This is a genomic window from Nonomuraea thailandensis (assembly GCF_024172165.1).
Classification (GTDB): domain Bacteria; phylum Actinomycetota; class Actinomycetes; order Streptosporangiales; family Streptosporangiaceae; genus Nonomuraea; species Nonomuraea thailandensis.
Genome location: NZ_JAMZEB010000002.1, coordinates 5,355,763 through 5,372,816, shown reverse-complemented (window position 1 = coordinate 5,372,816; position 17,054 = coordinate 5,355,763). Strand labels below are relative to the sequence as shown.

General features: G+C 73.7%; 17 protein-coding genes. 6 read left to right on the top strand and 11 right to left on the bottom strand.

Translation table 11 applies throughout. From position 1 onward, the window contains the following. Positions 1–34 precede the first annotated feature (34 nt). From HD597_RS28320 to HD597_RS28310, 3 genes are read right to left on the bottom strand one after another with little or no spacing between them, the layout of a single operon-like run. Positions 35–913: a carbohydrate ABC transporter permease gene (locus HD597_RS28320; RefSeq protein WP_253745894.1), complete on the bottom strand. Its 879-nt coding sequence runs from the start codon at positions 911–913 to the stop codon at positions 35–37. A 2-nt stretch (positions 914–915) separates the two neighbouring features. Then, positions 916–2,394 carry an extracellular solute-binding protein gene (locus HD597_RS28315; RefSeq protein WP_253745893.1) on the bottom strand — a complete coding sequence of 493 codons (1,479 nt, stop codon included), beginning with the start codon at positions 2,392–2,394 and terminating at the stop codon, positions 916–918. A 4-nt stretch (positions 2,395–2,398) separates the two neighbouring features. After that, the gene (locus HD597_RS28310) at positions 2,399–3,631 is read right to left on the bottom strand and encodes a PfkB family carbohydrate kinase (RefSeq protein WP_253745892.1); all 1,233 of its coding nucleotides are present in this window, start codon (positions 3,629–3,631) and stop codon (positions 2,399–2,401) included. A 114-nt stretch (positions 3,632–3,745) separates the two neighbouring features. Here HD597_RS28310 and HD597_RS28305 point away from each other — a divergent pair, with 114 nt between their 5' ends. Both HD597_RS28305 and HD597_RS28300 read left to right on the top strand, forming a co-directional pair. Further along, the gene (locus HD597_RS28305) at positions 3,746–4,519 is read left to right on the top strand and encodes a DeoR/GlpR family DNA-binding transcription regulator (RefSeq protein WP_253745891.1); all 774 of its coding nucleotides are present in this window, start codon (positions 3,746–3,748) and stop codon (positions 4,517–4,519) included. 10 nt (positions 4,520–4,529) lie between these two features. Next, positions 4,530–5,870, top strand: a complete 1,341-nt coding sequence (locus HD597_RS28300; protein ID WP_253745890.1) for a 6-phospho-beta-glucosidase — start codon at positions 4,530–4,532, stop codon at positions 5,868–5,870. Positions 5,871–5,880: 10 nt separating this feature from the next. Here HD597_RS28300 and HD597_RS28295 read toward each other — a convergent pair whose 3' ends face one another. Then, a complete protein-coding gene (locus tag HD597_RS28295) occupies positions 5,881–6,642 on the bottom strand; it encodes an SDR family oxidoreductase (protein ID WP_253745889.1) in 762 nt (253 codons plus the stop codon). Next, positions 6,639–7,112, bottom strand: a complete 474-nt coding sequence (locus HD597_RS28290; RefSeq protein ID WP_253745888.1) for a MarR family winged helix-turn-helix transcriptional regulator — start codon at positions 7,110–7,112, stop codon at positions 6,639–6,641. The genes HD597_RS28295 and HD597_RS28290 overlap by 4 nt, the downstream gene beginning before the upstream one ends. A gap of 61 nt (positions 7,113–7,173) precedes the next feature. On the opposite strand from HD597_RS28290, the gene HD597_RS28285 reads away from it, so the two are divergent. Continuing rightward, positions 7,174–8,235: a hypothetical protein gene (locus HD597_RS28285; RefSeq protein WP_253745887.1), complete on the top strand. Its 1,062-nt coding sequence runs from the start codon at positions 7,174–7,176 to the stop codon at positions 8,233–8,235. On the opposite strand, the gene HD597_RS28280 is transcribed toward HD597_RS28285, so the two are convergent. The 4 genes from HD597_RS28280 to HD597_RS28265 all read right to left on the bottom strand — a co-directional run bounded on the left by HD597_RS28280 (position 8,159) and on the right by HD597_RS28265 (position 10,639). Further along, positions 8,159–9,118, bottom strand: a complete 960-nt coding sequence (locus tag HD597_RS28280) for an aminoglycoside phosphotransferase family protein (protein WP_253745886.1) — start codon at positions 9,116–9,118, stop codon at positions 8,159–8,161. The genes HD597_RS28285 and HD597_RS28280 overlap by 77 nt on opposite strands. Beyond that, positions 9,115–9,669: an SMI1/KNR4 family protein gene (locus tag HD597_RS28275; RefSeq protein ID WP_253745885.1), complete on the bottom strand. Its 555-nt coding sequence runs from the start codon at positions 9,667–9,669 to the stop codon at positions 9,115–9,117. The genes HD597_RS28280 and HD597_RS28275 overlap by 4 nt, the downstream gene beginning before the upstream one ends. A 2-nt stretch (positions 9,670–9,671) precedes the next feature. Beyond that, entirely contained in the window at positions 9,672–10,097 is a 426-nt protein-coding gene (locus tag HD597_RS28270; protein WP_253745884.1) for a VOC family protein, read from the bottom strand. Between the two features lie 116 nt (positions 10,098–10,213). Further along, positions 10,214–10,639 (bottom strand): type II toxin-antitoxin system PemK/MazF family toxin, encoded by a 426-nt coding sequence (locus tag HD597_RS28265; RefSeq protein WP_253745883.1) that lies wholly within the window; start codon positions 10,637–10,639, stop codon positions 10,214–10,216. Between the two features lie 146 nt (positions 10,640–10,785). Here HD597_RS28265 and HD597_RS28260 point away from each other — a divergent pair, with 146 nt between their 5' ends. Continuing rightward, entirely contained in the window at positions 10,786–11,565 is a 780-nt protein-coding gene (locus HD597_RS28260; protein WP_253745882.1) for an acyl-CoA thioesterase domain-containing protein, read from the top strand. 3 nt (positions 11,566–11,568) lie between these two features. Here HD597_RS28260 and gnd read toward each other — a convergent pair whose 3' ends face one another. Together gnd and HD597_RS28250 are read right to left on the bottom strand one after the other, a co-directional pair. Then, a complete protein-coding gene (gene gnd, locus HD597_RS28255; RefSeq protein WP_253745881.1) occupies positions 11,569–12,993 on the bottom strand; it encodes an NADP-dependent phosphogluconate dehydrogenase in 1,425 nt (474 codons plus the stop codon). 62 nt (positions 12,994–13,055) lie between these two features. Beyond that, entirely contained in the window at positions 13,056–13,748 is a 693-nt protein-coding gene (locus HD597_RS28250) for an HAD family hydrolase (protein WP_253745880.1), read from the bottom strand. Positions 13,749–13,771: 23 nt separating this feature from the next. On the opposite strand from HD597_RS28250, the gene HD597_RS28245 reads away from it, so the two are divergent. Both HD597_RS28245 and HD597_RS28240 read left to right on the top strand, forming a co-directional pair. Then, complete coding sequence (locus HD597_RS28245; RefSeq protein ID WP_253745879.1) at positions 13,772–14,416, top strand: SDR family oxidoreductase; 645 nt, start codon at positions 13,772–13,774, stop codon at positions 14,414–14,416. Positions 14,417–14,504: 88 nt separating this feature from the next. Next, positions 14,505–17,015 (top strand): ATP-dependent Clp protease ATP-binding subunit, encoded by a 2,511-nt coding sequence (locus HD597_RS28240; RefSeq protein WP_253745878.1) that lies wholly within the window; start codon positions 14,505–14,507, stop codon positions 17,013–17,015. The last annotated feature ends 39 nt before the right edge of the window (positions 17,016–17,054 follow it).

The following is a 17,054-nucleotide window of genomic DNA, read 5'->3' as shown; positions in this document are numbered from 1 at the left end:
GTTCACCGAAGCCCTCCCGTAGGGGCGGCGCGGTTCACGAGATCCTCCTGTCGGCGAAGCGGTTGATCCCGAACGAGATCACGAAGATCACCACGGTGAGCGTGACCCCGATCGCCGCCGCCGAGCCGACCTGTCCCAGCCCGAAGGCCCGGTGGTAGACCTCGTACGACGGCACCGAGGTGGACTCGCCCGGGCCGCCGCGCGTGGTGACGTACACCAGGTCGAACGTGCGCAGCGCGGCGATCACCGTCAGCGTCAGCGCCACCGCGATCTCCGCGCGCACCGACGGCAGCGTGACCGCGAAGAACTCCCGGACCGCCCCGGCCCCGTCCAGCCGCGCCGCCTCGTAGAGCGACGTGGGGACGCGGCTCATCCCGGCCAGCAGCAGCACCGTCACCAGCCCCGTCTCGAACCACGTGCCGACCACCCCCACCGCCGGCAGCGCGAAGGTGTAGTCGCCCAGCCAGCCGCGGGTCAGCGAGTCCAGGCCGAGCGCGCCGAGCAGCGAGTTGAGGGAGCCGTCGGGGGCGTACACGCGCCGCCACGCCACCGCCACCACCACCATGGCGATGACCTGCGGCAGGAACACGACGGTGCGGAAGAAGCCCAGCCCGCGCACCTTGGCGTGGTTGAGTACCGCGGCCAGCGCCAGCCCGATGACCAGCGGCCCGGCGGCGTAGAAGACGATGAGGACCAGGGCGTGCGCGAACGCCGCCCGCAGTCCCTCGTCCGCGACGATGGCCACGTAGTTGTCCAGGCCGGCCCAGGTGCCGAGCGACAGGCCGTCCCAGTCGTACAGGGAGATCTGCACGGCCCGGCCGATCGGGTACAGCAGGAACAGCGCGTAGACGGCGAAGGCGGGCAGCAGGTACAGGTAGGCGACGCGACGGGGCTCGCCGGGGGGTGCCGCCATGCTCAGCCGTTGCTCTCGGCGAAGGTCTTGTAGTCCTTCTCCAGGGTGGCGAGGAACTCCTGCGGCGCCGCCTTCCCGGCGAGCAGGTCCTGAAGGGCCGCGCCGAGGGTGTCGGCGAAGGTGGGGGTGGCGTAGTCGAGGTACGGCACCAGCCCGTCCTTCCCGGTCACCGTCCCGAACGCGGTGAACACGTCCTTCTGCGGCCCCTGCGTCACCGTCTGCGCGGAGGTGTCGGCGACCGGCAGGTTGCCGGTCTCGGTGAGCACCTTCATCGCCTCGGCGTCGGTGATGAAGTCGATGTACGCCGCCGCCGCGTCCGGGTGCGGGCTCTTGGCCGTGATCGCGAACGGCAGCCCCGTCCCCCCGGTCGCCACCGGCGCGGCGTCGGCGGTGGCGCCGGGCGGCAGCATGAACCCGAGGTCCGCGCCGAGCGCCTTGTGCAGGTCGGCCAGCAGCCAGGTGCCCGCGATCAGGAAGACGCCCTGGCCCTTGCCGAACGCCTGCCACGCCGCGTCGTACCCCTGCCCGTTGAAGCCCTTGGCGAAGTAACCCTTGTCGACCCAGCTCACGAGCTGCTCGGCGGCCTTGACGTTCTCGGGCGTGTTCCAGGAGGCGCCCTTGCGGCCGAAGGCGAGCGTGCCGATCTGGGCGGGCGGCACGGTGCGGCCCTGCACGGTGCCGAACACGTGCACGGCCGGCCACTTGTCGAGGTTGCCGAACTGCAGGGGCACCTCGCCGGCCGTCTTCGCCCTGTCCAGGGCGGTCTCGAACTCGGCCCACGTCCTCGGTGGCTCCAGCCCGAGCTCCTTCAGCCTGGCGGCGTTGTAGAAGAGGCCGACGACCTCGCCGACCTGCGGCAGGCCGTACAGGTTGCCCTCGCCGAAGAGCTTGCCGTCGGCGCTGTAGCGGGAGTACCGCAGCACCGACTCCGGGTAGCGCTGCTTCCAGCCGTACGCCTCGGCGTAGGCGTCGAGCGGGCGGAGCTGGCCCGCCTTGACGAACGCCCCCATGGAGGAGCGGCCGTTGTTGGCCTCCACCACGTCGGGCGGCTCGTTGCCGCTCAGCGCCAGGCGCAGCGTGGTGTTGAGGTCGTCGAAGGAGCGGGAGACCCGGTTCAGCTTGATGTTGGGGTACTTGGCCTGGAAGGCGGCGTTGAGCTTCTCCATCTGGGCGGCCTGGCCGCCGCGGACCTCCTGGTCCCAGACCGTCAGGGTGACGTTGCCCAGCGCGGCGGCGTCGGTGCGGACGGCCGTGGCGGTCGGCTTCGAGGCGGACGGGGGAGGGGCGGAGGAGCCGGGCGCGCACGCGGCCGAGCTCACGGCCACCACGCCCGCGGCGGCCAGCGCCAGCACCCTGACCCGCCCCCGCGAGGCCGAGGCCGAGGTCGAGGCCGGGGTCGGGGCCGAGGCCGAGGTCGGGGTCGGGGCCGGGGTCGGGGGCAGCGCTCCGGCGTCGTGCGGCTGTCGCTTCTGGGGGGTCAACGGCTTACTCCTTCTGCGCGGGCGCGCGCGGCGCATCCGGGTCCCCGTCGCCGGAGGGGCTCTCGCCGGCGGGGTGGGTCACGGTCTGGTCCGCCCGCTTCCCCGGCACGGCCGGCATCATGCCGACGTCGGCGTACCGGGCGATGGTGGCGGCGGCGCGGCGCACGGCCCCCACCGGGACGGACGGCACCAGCCGGTCGAGGAAGGCGTAGCGGCGGGCCAGCGCGCTGCCGTAGGCGCCGCTGTGGTCGGCGGCCGCCCGCACCTCGTGCCACCAGTCGGCGATGTCGCCCCACCCCGGCGCGGCCAGCGAGCCGCCGAACTGCTGTACCGCCAGCGCCGCGCACACCCCGGCGAACGCCAGCCGGTCGGCCAGCGGCCAGTGGCTCAGCGTGCCGAGCACGATCCCGGCGCCGAACACGTCGCCCGCGCCCGTCGGGTCGAGCGCCGTCACGCGGGGCGCGGGCACGAACGCCTCCTCGCCGGTCGTCGAGTCGATCGCCAGGGCGCCGTTGGGCCCGTCGGTCACCACGGCCAGCGGCACCTTGTCGGCGATCGCGTACAGCGCGTCCCTGGGCGTCTCCGTGCCGGTGTAGGCCATCGCCTCGGTGGCGTTCGGCATGAAGGCGTGGCAGACGTCGAGCTGGTCGAGCACCGAGCGCGACCAGGTGCCCGACGGGTCCCAGCCGACGTCGGCGAAGACCAGCGAGCCCTCGCGGCGCGCCAGCTCCGCCCAGTTGCACGCGCTGCCGGGCTCGCCCAGCGGCTCCTCCGCCGACAGGCTCACGATCACCGCGCGGGAGCGCGGCGGCGAGCCGATCATCTCGGAGGTCGTCATGGGGGCGGGATGGCCGTGCGTGACCATGCTGCGGTCGCGGTCGACGGCCATGGAGACCGTCACCGGCGAGTGCCAGTGCTCGAACCGCCTGGACCTGGACAGGTCCACCGCCTCCTGCTGCTCCAGCGTGCGCCAGCAGAAGTCGCCGTAGTCGTCGTCGCCGAACGCGGCGGCCAGCGACGTGCGCAGCCCCAGCCGGCTGGTCGCGATGGCGAGGTTGGCGATGCCGCCGGGGCACGAGCCCATGCCCTCGGCCCAGATCTCCGTGCCCGCGGCGGGCATGGCCGGCAGGCCGGTGAAGATGATGTCGAGAAAGACGGTCCCGGCCAGGAAGACGTCGAACTGCGGACCCTCCGGGGTGCGCTCGCCGGCGAGAGGGTCGTACGCCTGGACAGACACGGGAATGGGTCCTCCTCGACACACCGTCGGTTGTGCGCAATCTTGCACGTTTGCTCGAACACTTCAAGTGCATGATGCTCACTTCTGCGCGAATTTGACTGATAGGATCCCGCTGTGCTCCAGCGCCTCCGGCATGCCGAGATCATGCGCCGCGTCCGCGCCTCAGGCGCCACGAGCGTGCGCGATCTGGCCAGCCAGCTCGGCGTGAGCCCGTCCACCATCCGCAGGGACCTCGAGGTGCTCGACCGCGACGGCACCCTGCGCCGCGTCAGGGGCGGAGCCCTGCCCTGCACGGAAGGGCTGCACGCCGACGCCGACGCGGACCGGCCGTTCGCCGAGGTGGCCGGCACGGACGGGCAGGACAAGGAGGCGGTGGCCGCCCGCGCCGCGCGGCTCGTCGCCGACGGCGAGGTGGTCCTGCTCGACATCGGCACGACGACGATGCGGCTGGCCAGGCGGCTGCGCGGGCGCCGGATCACGGTCGTCACCTCCAGCCTCGCCGTCCTCGACGTGCTGCGCTCCGACCCCGAGGTGGAGCTGCTGCTGCTCGGCGGGATGGTGCGCAGGCCGTACCACTCGCTGGTCGGGGTGCTGACCGAGGCCGCGCTGAGCCAGGTGGTGGCCGACCGGGTGTTCCTGGGCGCCAGCGGGGTGCGCCCCGACGGGCAGCTCGTGGACACCACGCTGGCCGAGGTGCCGCTCAAGCGCGCCATGATCGCGGCGGCCGGGCAGGTGGTGCTGCTGGTGGACCGGCACAAGTTCCCCGGCACGGGCGCGCTGCGGGTGTGCGGGCCCGAGGACATCGACATGATCGTCACCAACGACGGCGCCGACGAGGCCACGCTGCGCGCCTGCGCGGCCGCGGGCGCCGAGATCCTGCTGGCGTGAAGGGGTGAGGATGAGGCTGGCCGTTCTCGGCGGCGGGGGGTTCCGGGTCCCGCTGGTGTACGGCGCGCTGCTGCGCGACACCGGCGCACCGCGGGTGAGGGAGGTGGTGCTGTACGACGTGTCGCCCGAGCGGCTGGAGGCCGTCTCGCACGTGCTGCGCGGCCTGGCCGCCGGCCACGACGACCCGCCGGCCGTCCGCACCACGACCGACCTCGACACCGCGCTGCGCGAGGCGAGCTTCGTCTTCTCCGCCGTCCGGGTGGGCGGGCTGGCCGGCCGCACCGTCGACGAGCGCGTTGCGCTGGACCTGGGCCTGGTCGGGCAGGAGACGACCGGGGCGGGGGGCGTCGCGTTCGGGCTGCGTACGGTGCCGGTCGCGGTCCACGTGGCGGAGCGGGTGGCGGCGCTCGCCCCGGACGCGTGGGTGATCAACTTCACCAACCCCGCCGGGATGATCACCGAGGCGATGCGCCGGGTGCTCGGCGACCGCGTGATCGGCATCTGCGACTCGCCCGTCGGCCTGGTACGACGGGCCGCTGCCGCCCTCGGGCTCGACCCCGCGCGCGTCTCGCCCGGCTACGTGGGGCTCAACCACCTCGGCTGGCTGCGCGGCCTGACGTTCGAGGGGCGGGACGTGCTGCCCCGGCTGCTCGCCGACGACGACCTGCTGCGGCAGGTGGAGGAGGCGCGGCTGTTCGGGCCCGGCTGGGTGCGGGCGCTGGGGGCGCTGCCGAACGAGTACCTGTACTACTACTACTTCACGCGGGAGGCGGTGGCGGCCGCCTCGGGGCGTACCCGGGGGGAGTCGCTGCTGGAGCAGCAGGAGCGCTTCTACGCCGCCGCGCTGGCCCGGCCGGGGGAGGCGCGGGCCGAGTGGGCGCGGGCGCGCAGGGAGCGGGACAGCACGTACATGGCCGAGGCCCGCGACACCACGGGCGCCGGCGAGCGCTCGGCCGCAGACCTGGAGGCGGGCGGGTACGAGGGCATCGCGCTGGCCCTGGTGGCCGCCATCGCCCGCGGCGAGCCCGCCACCATGATCCTCAACGTCGGCAACGGCACGGCGGTGCCGGGGCTGCCGGAGGAGGCCGTCGTGGAGATCCCCTGCACCGTGGACGCCGCCGGCGTCCGCCCCCTGGCCACCGGGCCGCTGCCCGCGCGTTTCCTGGGGCTGATGCAGCAGGTCAAGGCCGTGGAGCAGACGGCCATCGAGGCGGCCATGACGGGCTCGTCGCGGCTGGCGGTGGCGGCGTTCGCGCTGCACCCGCTGGTGGACTCGGTGACGACGGCCCGGCGGCTGCTGGACGGCTACCGCGCCCGCGTCCCCGAGCTCGCGGCCGTCTTCCCCTCCTGACCGGCCCCGCTCAGGGGGCGGTGAAGGGGGCGCGGCGGACGAAACGGGCCGTGGCGAAGCGCCAGGCGATCTTGCCCGGCGTCAGCCACCGCACCCGGGCCCCGTTGCGCGCCCGGCTCACCACCCGGTCGGCCAGCCACGGCGCCACCGTCTCCACCCGGTCGGCCAGGATCGACAACACCCGGGCCGAGCGCCGCCGCTCCTCCTGCGAGTACCCGTGCGTGAGCAGATCGGTGACCACCATCCCGGGGCTGAGCAGGCCCACGCTCACGCCGCCTGGCACCTCCTTGGCCAGCGCGCCGGTCAGGTAACCGACGGCCCGCTTGGTGGCCCCGTACACGCCGAGCCCCGGCACCACGCGCCCGTCGGTGCCGAGCCCCTCCAGGTTCCACACGTGCCCGCCGCCCTGCGCGGCCATGCCGCCGATGGCGACCGCGCAGCCGTTGAGCACCCCGGCGAGGTTGACGTCCAGGACGTGCCGGGCCTGGTCGGCGGGCAGCCGCCAGGCGGGCTCGCGGGCGTGCGAGACCCCCGCGTTGTTGATCCACACGTCCACCCGGCCGTAGGCGCCGGCCGCGCTGTCCCACAACTCCTGGAGCTGACCGCGATCCGTCACGTCGGCGACCCGGGCGGACACCCCGGCCACTTCGGCCGCCCGCACCCGCCCGGGGTCGGTCCCGCACACCATGACCTGGTGCCCCCGCTCCACCAGGGCCCGCGCCAGGCCGAGCCCGAGACCGCGCGTGCCGCCCGTGATCACGATGCTGCTCATCGGCCCGTCTCCAGCCTGGCCGCCGCCGTGGCCTTGATGCCGCTGTCCAGGAACCGCCCGATGACCTGCCGCTCCTCGGCGGTGAACGCCCCGATCGCCTCCGTCAGATGCCGTCCGAGCGGGGCGAAGAAGCGGCGGGCGAGCGCGGCGGCCTGCTCGTTGAGCGCGACCTCGACCTTGCGCCGGTCGGTGGCGCTGCGCCGCCGCTCGACGTGCCCGGCGTGCTCCAGCCGGTCGATCAGCGCGGTGGTGGCGGGCGGGCTGAGGTTGAGCGCCGCGCCCAGGCCGCCCGGGGTGAGCGGGGTGCCGGCGCGGGCCGCGTCGAGGATGGCGACGAGGGCGTTGAGGTCCGTGCGGTGCAGCCGGTGCTGCGCGGCGAAGCGCTCGGCGAACCGGTCGCTCTCCACGTTCAGCGCCCGCATCAGCACCATCAGCTCGAACGCGTCAGGCGCGTCCTCGTTCGCTGTCATGCCCACTATCATTCCATGATGGAAACTTTCCATGGTGGAAATACTTGAACGGAGTCCTCCCATGACGGCGCTGCGGAACCTCAGCGCGGGCCGCGCCCTGCTCGTCGGCGTGGCGGCCAGCGCCGCCATGACCGGCCTGATCTGGCTGCTCGGCGGGCGATTGCAGGGCATCGAGCTGCTGCCGGACCAGGGTGCGTCCTGGTACTACTGGAAGCTCCCCGACCCCACGCTCTGGACCCGGCTGTCGGCCTGGCTCGGTTACGCGGCCCACCAGATCGCGTTCTGGTGGCTCATCCACTACGCCCAGACCAGGGTCCGCCGCTACACCGGCGGCCTGCACCCGGTCAACGTCGCCGCCCTGGCCGTGAACACCGCCTTCATCGCCCTGCACGTCCTGCAGACCCATCTGTTCTACGACGGGCTGGCCCAGGACGTGTCGATCTTCAGCTCGCAGGGCTCGGTGATCCTGCTGCTGGTGGCCGTGCTGCTGATGGAGAACCGGCGGCGCGGCCTCTTCCTGGGCAGGCCCGCCCCGCTCGGCCGGGCCGTCGTCGACTTCGCCCGCCGCTACCACGGCTACCTGTTCAGCTGGGCCGCGGTGTACACCTTCTGGTACCACCCGGCCGAGGCCACCTCCGGCCACCTGATCGGCTTCTTCTACATGTTCCTGCTGCTCCTGCAGGGCTCGCTCTTCCTCACCAGGGCGCACACCAACCGCTGGTGGACCTTCACCCTGGAGGCCATGGTCGCCGTGCACGGCACGCTGGTGGCCGTCATGAGCTCCGGCCCCGACGGGGCGTGGCCGATGTTCCTGTTCGGCTTCCTCGGGGTGTTCGTGATCACCCAGATGCACGGTCTCGGGTTGTCCGCCGCCGTCCGGTGGGTGCTCGCCGCCTGCTACGCGGGCGCCGCCATGCTCGTGTACGGGCTGCGCGGCGAGCTCGGGGCCGCGGCGAGCGAGGCCGTCAGGATCCCCGCCATCGAATACGTCCTGGTCGGCGTGCTGGCGCTGCTGCTCTGGCTCGGCCTGCGCGCCGCCGCGCTCTTCAGGCGCCCTGCCCCTGCACCCGGCCCCGCACCGGATCCGTCAGCAGCTCCGCAAGATGCTCCGCGAGCCCGGTGAGCCGGTCCAGCGGCGCTCCGCCCCGCGCGACGCGGAACCCGTGGCGGCGGCCCCAGAAGCCGCCCTGCACGGCGTGGAACTGGGCCCACCGCCGCACCCGCTCGCGATCGAGCCCGGCCGCCGCGGCGAAGCCGTCGAGCACGCGGTGCACGGCCGCGCCCACGTCGTCCGCCTCGGCCAGCTTGAGCGCGAGCGACTTGAGCAGCGTGCCGCCGTCGTAGGCGGGGTCTCCGGCGTGCCCCTTGGGGTCGACGGCCAGCCACGGCTCGCGGCCGGCGCGCAGGATGTTCCTGGGGTGCAGGTCGCCGTGGAGGAGCAGGTCCGGCTGCACGGGGCCCAGCTCGCGCACGGTCGCCACGGCGGCGTCCACCACGCGGGCGGGCAGGGCGTGCGGCAGCTCGCCGGCGTCCTTGCGCAGCTCCTCCTCCCACTCGCCGGCCCGCTCCCGCAACCGGGGCAGGCCGGCCGGCGCGAGGATCGCCAGCCGGCGGCTGAGCCGCCCCGCGACCGCCACCATCTCGTCCAGGTCGCCGGTCTCGGCCAGGGTGGCCGGGCTGACCTGCTCCAGCAGCATGGCGAAGCGGTCGTCGGCGCGCTCGTACAGCCGGACGGCGCCGCGCCCGCCCCAGGCCGCGAACGCGTCCGGCTCGTGCACGTTGCCGGGATGCGGGAACGACACCTTGATCACGGCGCCGTCGCCGGCGGCCCGCCGCACGGGGACGATGACGCCCACCCCGCCGTGCAGCACCTCGCCGGCGGGCACGCACGCCCACCGCTCCAGCAGCTCCGCCACGATCCCGGGCAGCGCGGCCAGCCAGGCCGCGCCGGGCGCGCCCTCCCGCTCGACGGTGGCGCGCTCGAACGCCGGGGGGATCGTGATCACTTGTCGTACCACGGCTTGCCGCCGGCCCAGTGCCGTACCCAGCCGGCGAAGCCCGCCTCGGCCGTGGTGTGGCCGAACTCGGCGCCGAACGGGGCGGCGCCCTCGCCGGAGATGTTCCAGATGTGACCGCGGTGGGGGCCGGTGACGACCAGGTGCCAGTACATGCCGCACCCGTCGGTGCCCAGCACGATCGAGCCGTGGTCGTAGACCGGCCCGAGCAGCGCCTCGATCTCCTCCTCGGGGCGCGGGTCGTCCTCCCAGACCCACGGCTCCGTCAGCGGGAACGGCTGTGCCGGCACCCGCTCGGGCCGGCCGTCGCCCCAGTCGTCGGGCAGCTCGGCCAGCGGCTCCAGGCCGAAGTCGGGCGGGCCGGTGCAGGAGCCGTCGCAGATCTCGGCCACGAACGTGCGGTACGGCTCGGGCAGGACGATCCCGTGCTCGGCCTCGAAGGCGCGCACGGCGTCCCACCCCAGCGGCTCGCCGTCGGGGAAGGCGGCCCGCAGGGCGGCGAGGTCGTCGGGGCCGGCGTGGTCGGTGTTCACGGACACCATGATCACACCTCGCCGGGATCGGTGACGCCCGTGACCGACCCGGTCCCGTCGGTCGTGTACCGCCCCCTGGACAGGTCGAGCAGCACCAGGGCGTTGCCGAACGGATCGGTCACCACCGCGACCCTGCCGACCGGGATGTCGGCGGGCCCGGCCAGCGTCCGCCCGCCCGCCGCGACCACCGCGGCGGCGGCCTCGTCGGCCGAGGCGACCAGCCAGGCCGGCGCCAGGTCAGGGCCGGTGGACAGGACGAGCTCCGCGTCGCTCTCGGGCAGCGCCAGCCCGGCCTGCCCCAGCTCGTCGTTGCGCCACAGCAGCTCGTGCCCCAGCCCGTCCCGGTAGAACCGGAGCCCGGCGTCGAGGTCGGGCACCGGGACGGCGACCGAGTCGATCTTCCTGATCAGCGGGGACGCCCGCCGGCCGGCGCTCAAGACTCCCACGGCGTCAGGTGCCGGCGGCCGGTGACGGCCGTGGCCAGGCGCGGGGCGCTGTTGCTCACCAGCAGTCCCGCTGCGAACGACCGCGCGGCAGGCGTGAACCTCACCGGTCAGGCCCCCCATCCGTGGGTCTTCATGAGCCGGGCCGCGACCCGGGCGAACCGCTTGCCGTCGAGCACCGCGCCCTCGCGCCTGATGTCGTCCTCGTCCAGCACGAACACCCGGTCCAGCCGCAGGTACGACACCCGGCCGTCACGCCCCCACGCCCCCACCTCCAGCCAGTCGGGCCCGTCGTCGCCCTTGCTGGAGAGCATCATGCCCAGCAGCCTGCGGCCCGTGCGCCCCACGACCAGCAGCGGCCGGTCCTTGCCCCGGGCCGGGTCCTCCTCGTACGGCACCCACGCCCAGACGATCTCGCCGGGGTCGGCCAGGCCGTCGAGGTCGGGGGAGTAGGCCAGGGTGACGGCCTCCCGCAGGGAGTGGATCTCGCGTACCGCACCCCGGACCGGCCGGGGGTCCTCACCTAGATCGCGCATCCACCGGAGCATACGGACCCGCCGGGCCTCAGGCCAGCCCGGACGACCAGCGCCCGCACGTCCCGCGCGAGCAGGCCGGGCGCCTTGAGGGCGGCTCCCGCCCCCGCGCTCGGCAGCCGCCTGATCTCTGTCTAGAATATCGTTCTGTGACGTCAGCGTTCTTCACGCGCAAGCGGGACGAGCTCGTCCCCGCGCCCCACGCCCGCGGCCCCTGGTCCCCCGACATGCTCCACGGCCGCCTGCTCGGCGGGCTGGCCGCCCGCGCGCTGGAGGAGCGCTACGCCGAGCCCGGCCTGCGCTTCGCCCGGCTGACCGTCGACCTGTTCCGCAACAGCCCGATGTTGCCCGTCACCGTCGAGACCACCCTGGTCAGGGACGGGCGCAGGATCCGCGTGGCCGACGCCGTGATCTCCACCGAGCAGGGCGTGATCGCGCGGGCCGGCGCCGTGCTGCTGCGCGAGAGCGAGCAGCCCGGCGGCGAGCGGGCGCTGGTCACCCCCTCCTGGGACGAGCCGCCGCCCGCCGCGCCCCCGGCGCAGGGCGACGGCTGGCGGCCGCCGTTCGACCTGTGGTGGGTGACGCCCTTCGGCGAGCCGGGGCGGGCCTGGATGCGCGAGCGGCACCTGCTGGTCGACGACGAGCCGCTGACCCCGTTCGTACGGGCCGCGCTGGCCGCCGACTTCGCCAGCCCCCTCGCCAACGCCCAGCGCGACGGGCTGCGCTTCATCAACGCCGACTACACGCTGACGCTGGCCAGGCTCCCCGAGGGCGACCTGGTCGGCGTCGAGTCCACCGGGCACGTCAGCGCCGGCGGCGTCGCCACAGGCCAGGTGACCATGCACGACACCGCCGGGCCGATCGGCTTCTGCGTGGTGACGGCGCTCGCCAACCCGGTGATAGGCGGCGGGCGCCGGACGGAGGGATGAGGGCTACGCCGGCCGCTCCGCGCGGTCGCCTGACCAGTCGGTGTGGAAGGTGCCCTCCTTGTCCACCCGGCGGTAGGTGTGCGCGCCGAAGAAGTCGCGCAGTCCCTGCACCAGCGCCGCCGGAAGGCGGTCGCGGCGCAGCCCGTCATAGTAGGCCAGGGCCGAGGAGAAGCCGGGCGTCGGCACGCCGATCTGCACCGCCGTGGTGACCACGCGCCGCCACGACTCCTGCGCCGCCTCCAGCGCGCCCGCGAACGTCGGGTCGGCCAGCAGCGTCGGCAGGTTCGGGTTCGCGTCGTACGCCGACCGGATCCGGTCCAGGAACTTCGCCCGGATGATGCACCCGCCCCGCCAGATCGTGGCCATGGCGCCCAGGTCGAGATCCCAGCCGTACTCCTTCGAGGCCGCCGCCATCTGGTCGAAGCCCTGGGCGTAGGCCACGATCTTGGAGGCGTACAGGGCCTGCCGCACGTCCTCGATCAGCTCGCGCCCGCCGACCCCCGACAGCGCCGGCCCGGCCAGCGACCGCGCCGCGGCCCGCTGCTCCGGGTGGCCCGACAGCGCCCGCGCGAACGTGGCCTCCGCGATGCCCGTCACCGGCACGCCCAGGTCGAGCGCGCTCTGCACGGTCCACCGGCCCGTGCCCTTCTGCTCGGCCTGGTCCACCACGACGTCCACGAACGCCTTGCCCGTCTCGGAGTCGACCTGGTCGAGCACCTCGGCGGTGATCTCGATCAGGTACGAGTCGAGCTCACCCCGGTTCCACTCCCTGAACACCTCGGCCAGCTCCGCCGGCGTCGCGCCCAGCGCCTGCCGCAGCAGGTCGTAGGACTCGGCGATGAGCTGCATGTCCGAATACTCGATGCCGTTGTGCACCATCTTCACGAAGTGCCCGGCGCCGTCGGGGCCCACGTGCACCGAACACGGCACCCCGTCCACCTTGGCCGAGATGTCCTGAAGGATGGGGCCCAGCGCCTCCCACGACTCCTTAGAGCCGCCCGGCATGATGCTCGGGCCGTTCAGCGCGCCCTCCTCGCCGCCGGAGATGCCGGTGCCGACGAAGTGCAGGCCGCGCTCGCGCAGCGCCGCCTCGCGCCGCCGCGTGTCCTCGAAGTGCGCGTTTCCGCCGTCGACGATCATGTCGCCCGGCTCCATCAGGTCGGCGAGCTGGTCGATCACCGCATCGGTGCCCGCGCCCGCCTTCACCATGATGATCGCGCGCCGTGGCCGCTTCAGCGAGGCCACGAAGGCGGCGAGGTCCTCCGACGGGATGAACGTGCCCTCCCCGCCGAACTCCTTCACCAACGCCTCGGTACGGCTGTGCGACCGGTTGTGCACGGCCACCGCGTACCCGTGCCTGGCCAGGTTCCTGGCCAGGTTGCGCCCCATGGTCGCCAGACCGGTGACGCCGATGTCTGCCAAGTCCATCTCAGCTCCTCTTCGGGGAATACGCATGATCCAGCTCGCGGGTTCGCAGGGATATTCCCACGTCAGTCACTTCCGCGGACCCCGAGCTCGTCGAGCCTGTTCAGCATGTCCGCCGGGTCGGCGTACACCATGAACGCGCCCGCGCGCTCCAGCTCGTCCCTGCCGTAACCGCCCGACAGCAGCCCGATGCCCAGCGCGCCGGCCCGGCGGGCGGCGAGCAGGTCCCAGACGCTGTCGCCCACCACCATGGCATGCGCCGGATCCACCCCTGCCAGCGCCGCACCGGCCAGGAACAGGTCGGGGTCCGGCTTGGCCCGCCGCACCAGGTCGCGCGTGACCATCGGCGTGTCCTCCGGCAGGCCGAGCATGCCCAGCGCGAGGCGGGCGGTGCGGGCGTACCCGCTGGTGCAGATGGCCCACGGCACGCCGCGCGAGGTCAGCTCGGCCAGCAGCTCGCTCGCGCCGGGCAGCGGCTTGACCGAGTGGACCTGCTGCTCGTACGCGTCGGCGTGGTGCGTCTGCAGCTCGTCGATCTGCTCCCGGGTCAGCTTGAGGCCGGTCTCGCGCAGCAGCGCGCTGACGAACAGGCCGCCGCTCATGCCGATGCGCCGGTGGATCCGCCACACCGACAGGTCGATGCCCATCCCGGACAGCGCCTGCCGCCAGGCCACCACGTGCTGGTAGACGCTGTCGATCAGGGTGCCGTCCAGGTCGAACAGGAACGCGGGTGTGGGTGCCTCCGGGAAGTCGTACATGCGTCCATGACACCATGGGCGGCATGCGGATCATCATCGCGGGGGGACACGGGAAGATCGCGCTGCGGCTGGCCGCCCGGCTCGGCTCGGGAGCGGTGGGGCTCGTACGCAATCCGGCGCACGTCGCCGACGTCGAGGCGACCGGGGCCGAGGCCGTGGTGTGCGACCTGGAGCGGGCGAGCGTCGAGGAGGTCACGCGGATCGTCGAAGGTGCCGACGCCGTCGTGTTCGCGGCCGGCGCCGGCCCCGGCAGCGGCGCGCCGCGCAAGGACACCGTCGACCGCGGCGCGTCCGTGCTGCTCGCCGAGGCGGCAGAGCGCGCGGGCGTGCGGCGCTTCGTGCAGATCTCCTCGATGGGGGCGGGCAGGCCGCCCGCGCCCGGCCGCGACGAGGTGTGGGCCGCCTACATCAAGGCCAAGACCGAGGCCGAGGACGACCTGCGCGCCCGCGACCTCGCCTGGACCGTCCTGCGGCCGGGCCGCCTGACCGACGAGCCCGGCACGGGGCTGGTGCGGCTGGCCCCCGAGGTGCCGCCGGGCGCGGTGCCGCGCGACGACGTGGCCGCCGTCATCGTGGCGCTGCTGGAGAACCCGGCCACGGCCGGGCGGACGCTGGAGCTCGTCTCCGGCGACACGCCGATCATCGACCTCGTCGCGTCGGACGAGTGACGCCCGCGGCCTGAAGGCTTTGCCGATTGCTGGCATTGACATGCGGCAGGTCCGGCTAGATGTCCCCTGAGCACGAGGGGGACCTGTGATGTCGGACATGCCGTTCAGATCGTTCTTTGGCGGAGACCCGTTCCGCGGCTTCGAGGAGCTCACCGGTCGCGTGTTCGGCGGCATGGAGGGCTGGCCACCGTCCCGCCCCGGCGTCCAGCGGGTGGACGTGGGCAGGCTGCTCAGCGCCGAGGCCAGGCAGGTGCTGAGCGGGGCGCTGGAGGCGGCGGGACAGCGCGGCGCGGCCGACCTCGACGTGCTGGACCTGCTCGACGCGCTGATCGACACCGACTCGGGGCAGGCGCTGCTGCGCACGGCCGGGGTGGACGTGGGACGGCTGCGCGACCGCATCGACGCCGCCGCCGGCCCCGGCGAGCCCGCCGAGCCGCCCACCACGCTGTCCCCGGCCACCAAGCGGGCCATCCTCGACGCCCAGCGCATCTCCCGCGCCCTGCAGTCGTCGTACATCGGTCCCGAGCACCTGCTGCTCGCGCTGGCCGCCAACCCCGACTCCACCGCCGCCCGCCTCCTCCAGGCGCAGGGCGTCTCGGCGAACGAGCTGCAGCAGGCCCTGATGTCCGGGGCGGCCAGGCAGCACGGGGCCGCCGGCGGCCCCCGCGCCAGTGACACCCCCTCGCTCGACGAGTACGGCCGCGACCTCACCGAGGAGGCCCGGCAGGGCCGCGTCGACCCGGTCGTGGGCCGCGAGGACGAGATCGAGCAGTGCATCGAGGTGCTGTCGCGGCGCACCAAGAACAACCCGTGCCTGATCGGCGAGCCCGGCGTCGGCAAGACCGCGATCGTCGAGGGCATCGCCCAGCGCATCGTCAACGGCAGCGTGCCCGACACGCTCAAGGACCGCCGCGTCGTCGCGCTCGACCTGACCGGGATGGTGGCCGGGTCGAAGTACCGGGGCGAGTTCGAGGAGCGCATCAAGAAGGTCATCGACGAGGTGCGCGAGCACGCCGACGAGACCATCGTCTTCATCGACGAGGTGCACACCCTGGTCGGCGCCGGCTCCGCCGAGGGCGGCATGGACGCCGCCAACATCCTCAAGCCCGCCCTGGCCCGCGGCGAGCTGCACGTCATCGCCGCCACCACCATCGACGAGTACCGCAAGAACATCGAGAAGGACGCCGCGCTCGAACGCCGCTTCCAGCCGATCCTGGTCCCCGAGCCGACCGTGGACCAGACGGTCGAGATCCTGGCCGGGCTGCGCGACGCGTACGAGGCGCACCACCAGGTCCGCATCACCGACGAGGCGCTGCACGCGGCGGCGAGCCTGTCGGCCCGCTACATCTCCGACCGGTTCCTGCCCGACAAGGCCATCGACCTCGTCGACCAGTCCGCGGCCCGCGTGCGGCTGCGCTCCCGCACGCCCGGCAGCGACGTGCGGGAGCTGGAGGAACGCCTCGAAGGGCTGCGCCGCGACAAGGACCAGGCCGTCGCCGGCGACGACTTCGACCGCGCCAAGGAGCTGACCACGCAGATCGACAAGCTCCGCCCCGAGCTGGAGCGGGCCAGGCACGGCGCCGACAGCGGCGCCGGCGCGGTGCCGCAGGTCATGGTGGAGGACGTCGCCGAGGTCGTCTCCCGCCGCACCGGCATCCCCGTCACCCAGCTCACCGAGCAGGAGCGCGACCGCCTCATGCGGCTGGAGGAGCACCTGCACGAGCGCGTCATCGGCCAGGACGAGGCCGTCGTCGCCATCGCCGAGGCCGTACGCAGGGCCAGGGCCGGCCTGTCGGACCCGAACCGCCCGATCGGCAGCTTCCTGTTCCTCGGCCCCACGGGCGTCGGCAAGACGGAGCTGGCCAGAGCCCTGGCGGCGGCGCTGTTCGGCGGCGAGGACCACATGGTCCGCATCGACATGAGCGAGTTCCAGGAGCGGCACACCGTCTCGCGGCTGATCGGCGCGCCGCCCGGATACGTCGGCTACGAGGAGGCCGGGCAGCTCACCGAGGCCGTCCGCCGCCGCCCGCACTGCGTGATCCTGCTCGACGAGATCGAGAAGGCCCACCCCGACGTCATGAACATCCTGCTGCAGATGCTCGACGACGGCCGCCTGACCGACGGCCAGGGCCGCACGGTCGACTTCACCAACACGATCGTCATCATGACCAGCAACATCGGCGCCCAGCTCATCCTGGAGGCCACCGGAGACGTCGAAGCGCAGCTCATGGACCTGCTGCGCCGCTCGCTGCGGCCCGAGCTGCTCAACCGCATCGACGAGACGATCGTCTTCACGCGGCTGGAGCGCGAGCAGCTCCGCCAGATCGTGGACCTGTTGCTGGAGCGCACCCGGCAGCGGCTGCGCGGCCAGGACGTGGCGCTGGAGGTCACGGACGCGGCCAAGGACTGGCTGGCGGCGCGCGGCTACCAGCCCGAGTTCGGCGCCCGGCCGCTGCGCCGGACCGTGCAGCGGGAGCTGGACAACCGGCTGTCCACGATGCTGCTCACCGGGGAGGTGGGGGAGCACGGCAGGGTGACGGTGGACGTGGCCGACGACCAGCTCCAGCTCAAGGCCCACAACCCGGAACCGGCCGCCTGACGGCCCGCCCGCCTGACGGCCCGCCCGCCTGACGGCCCG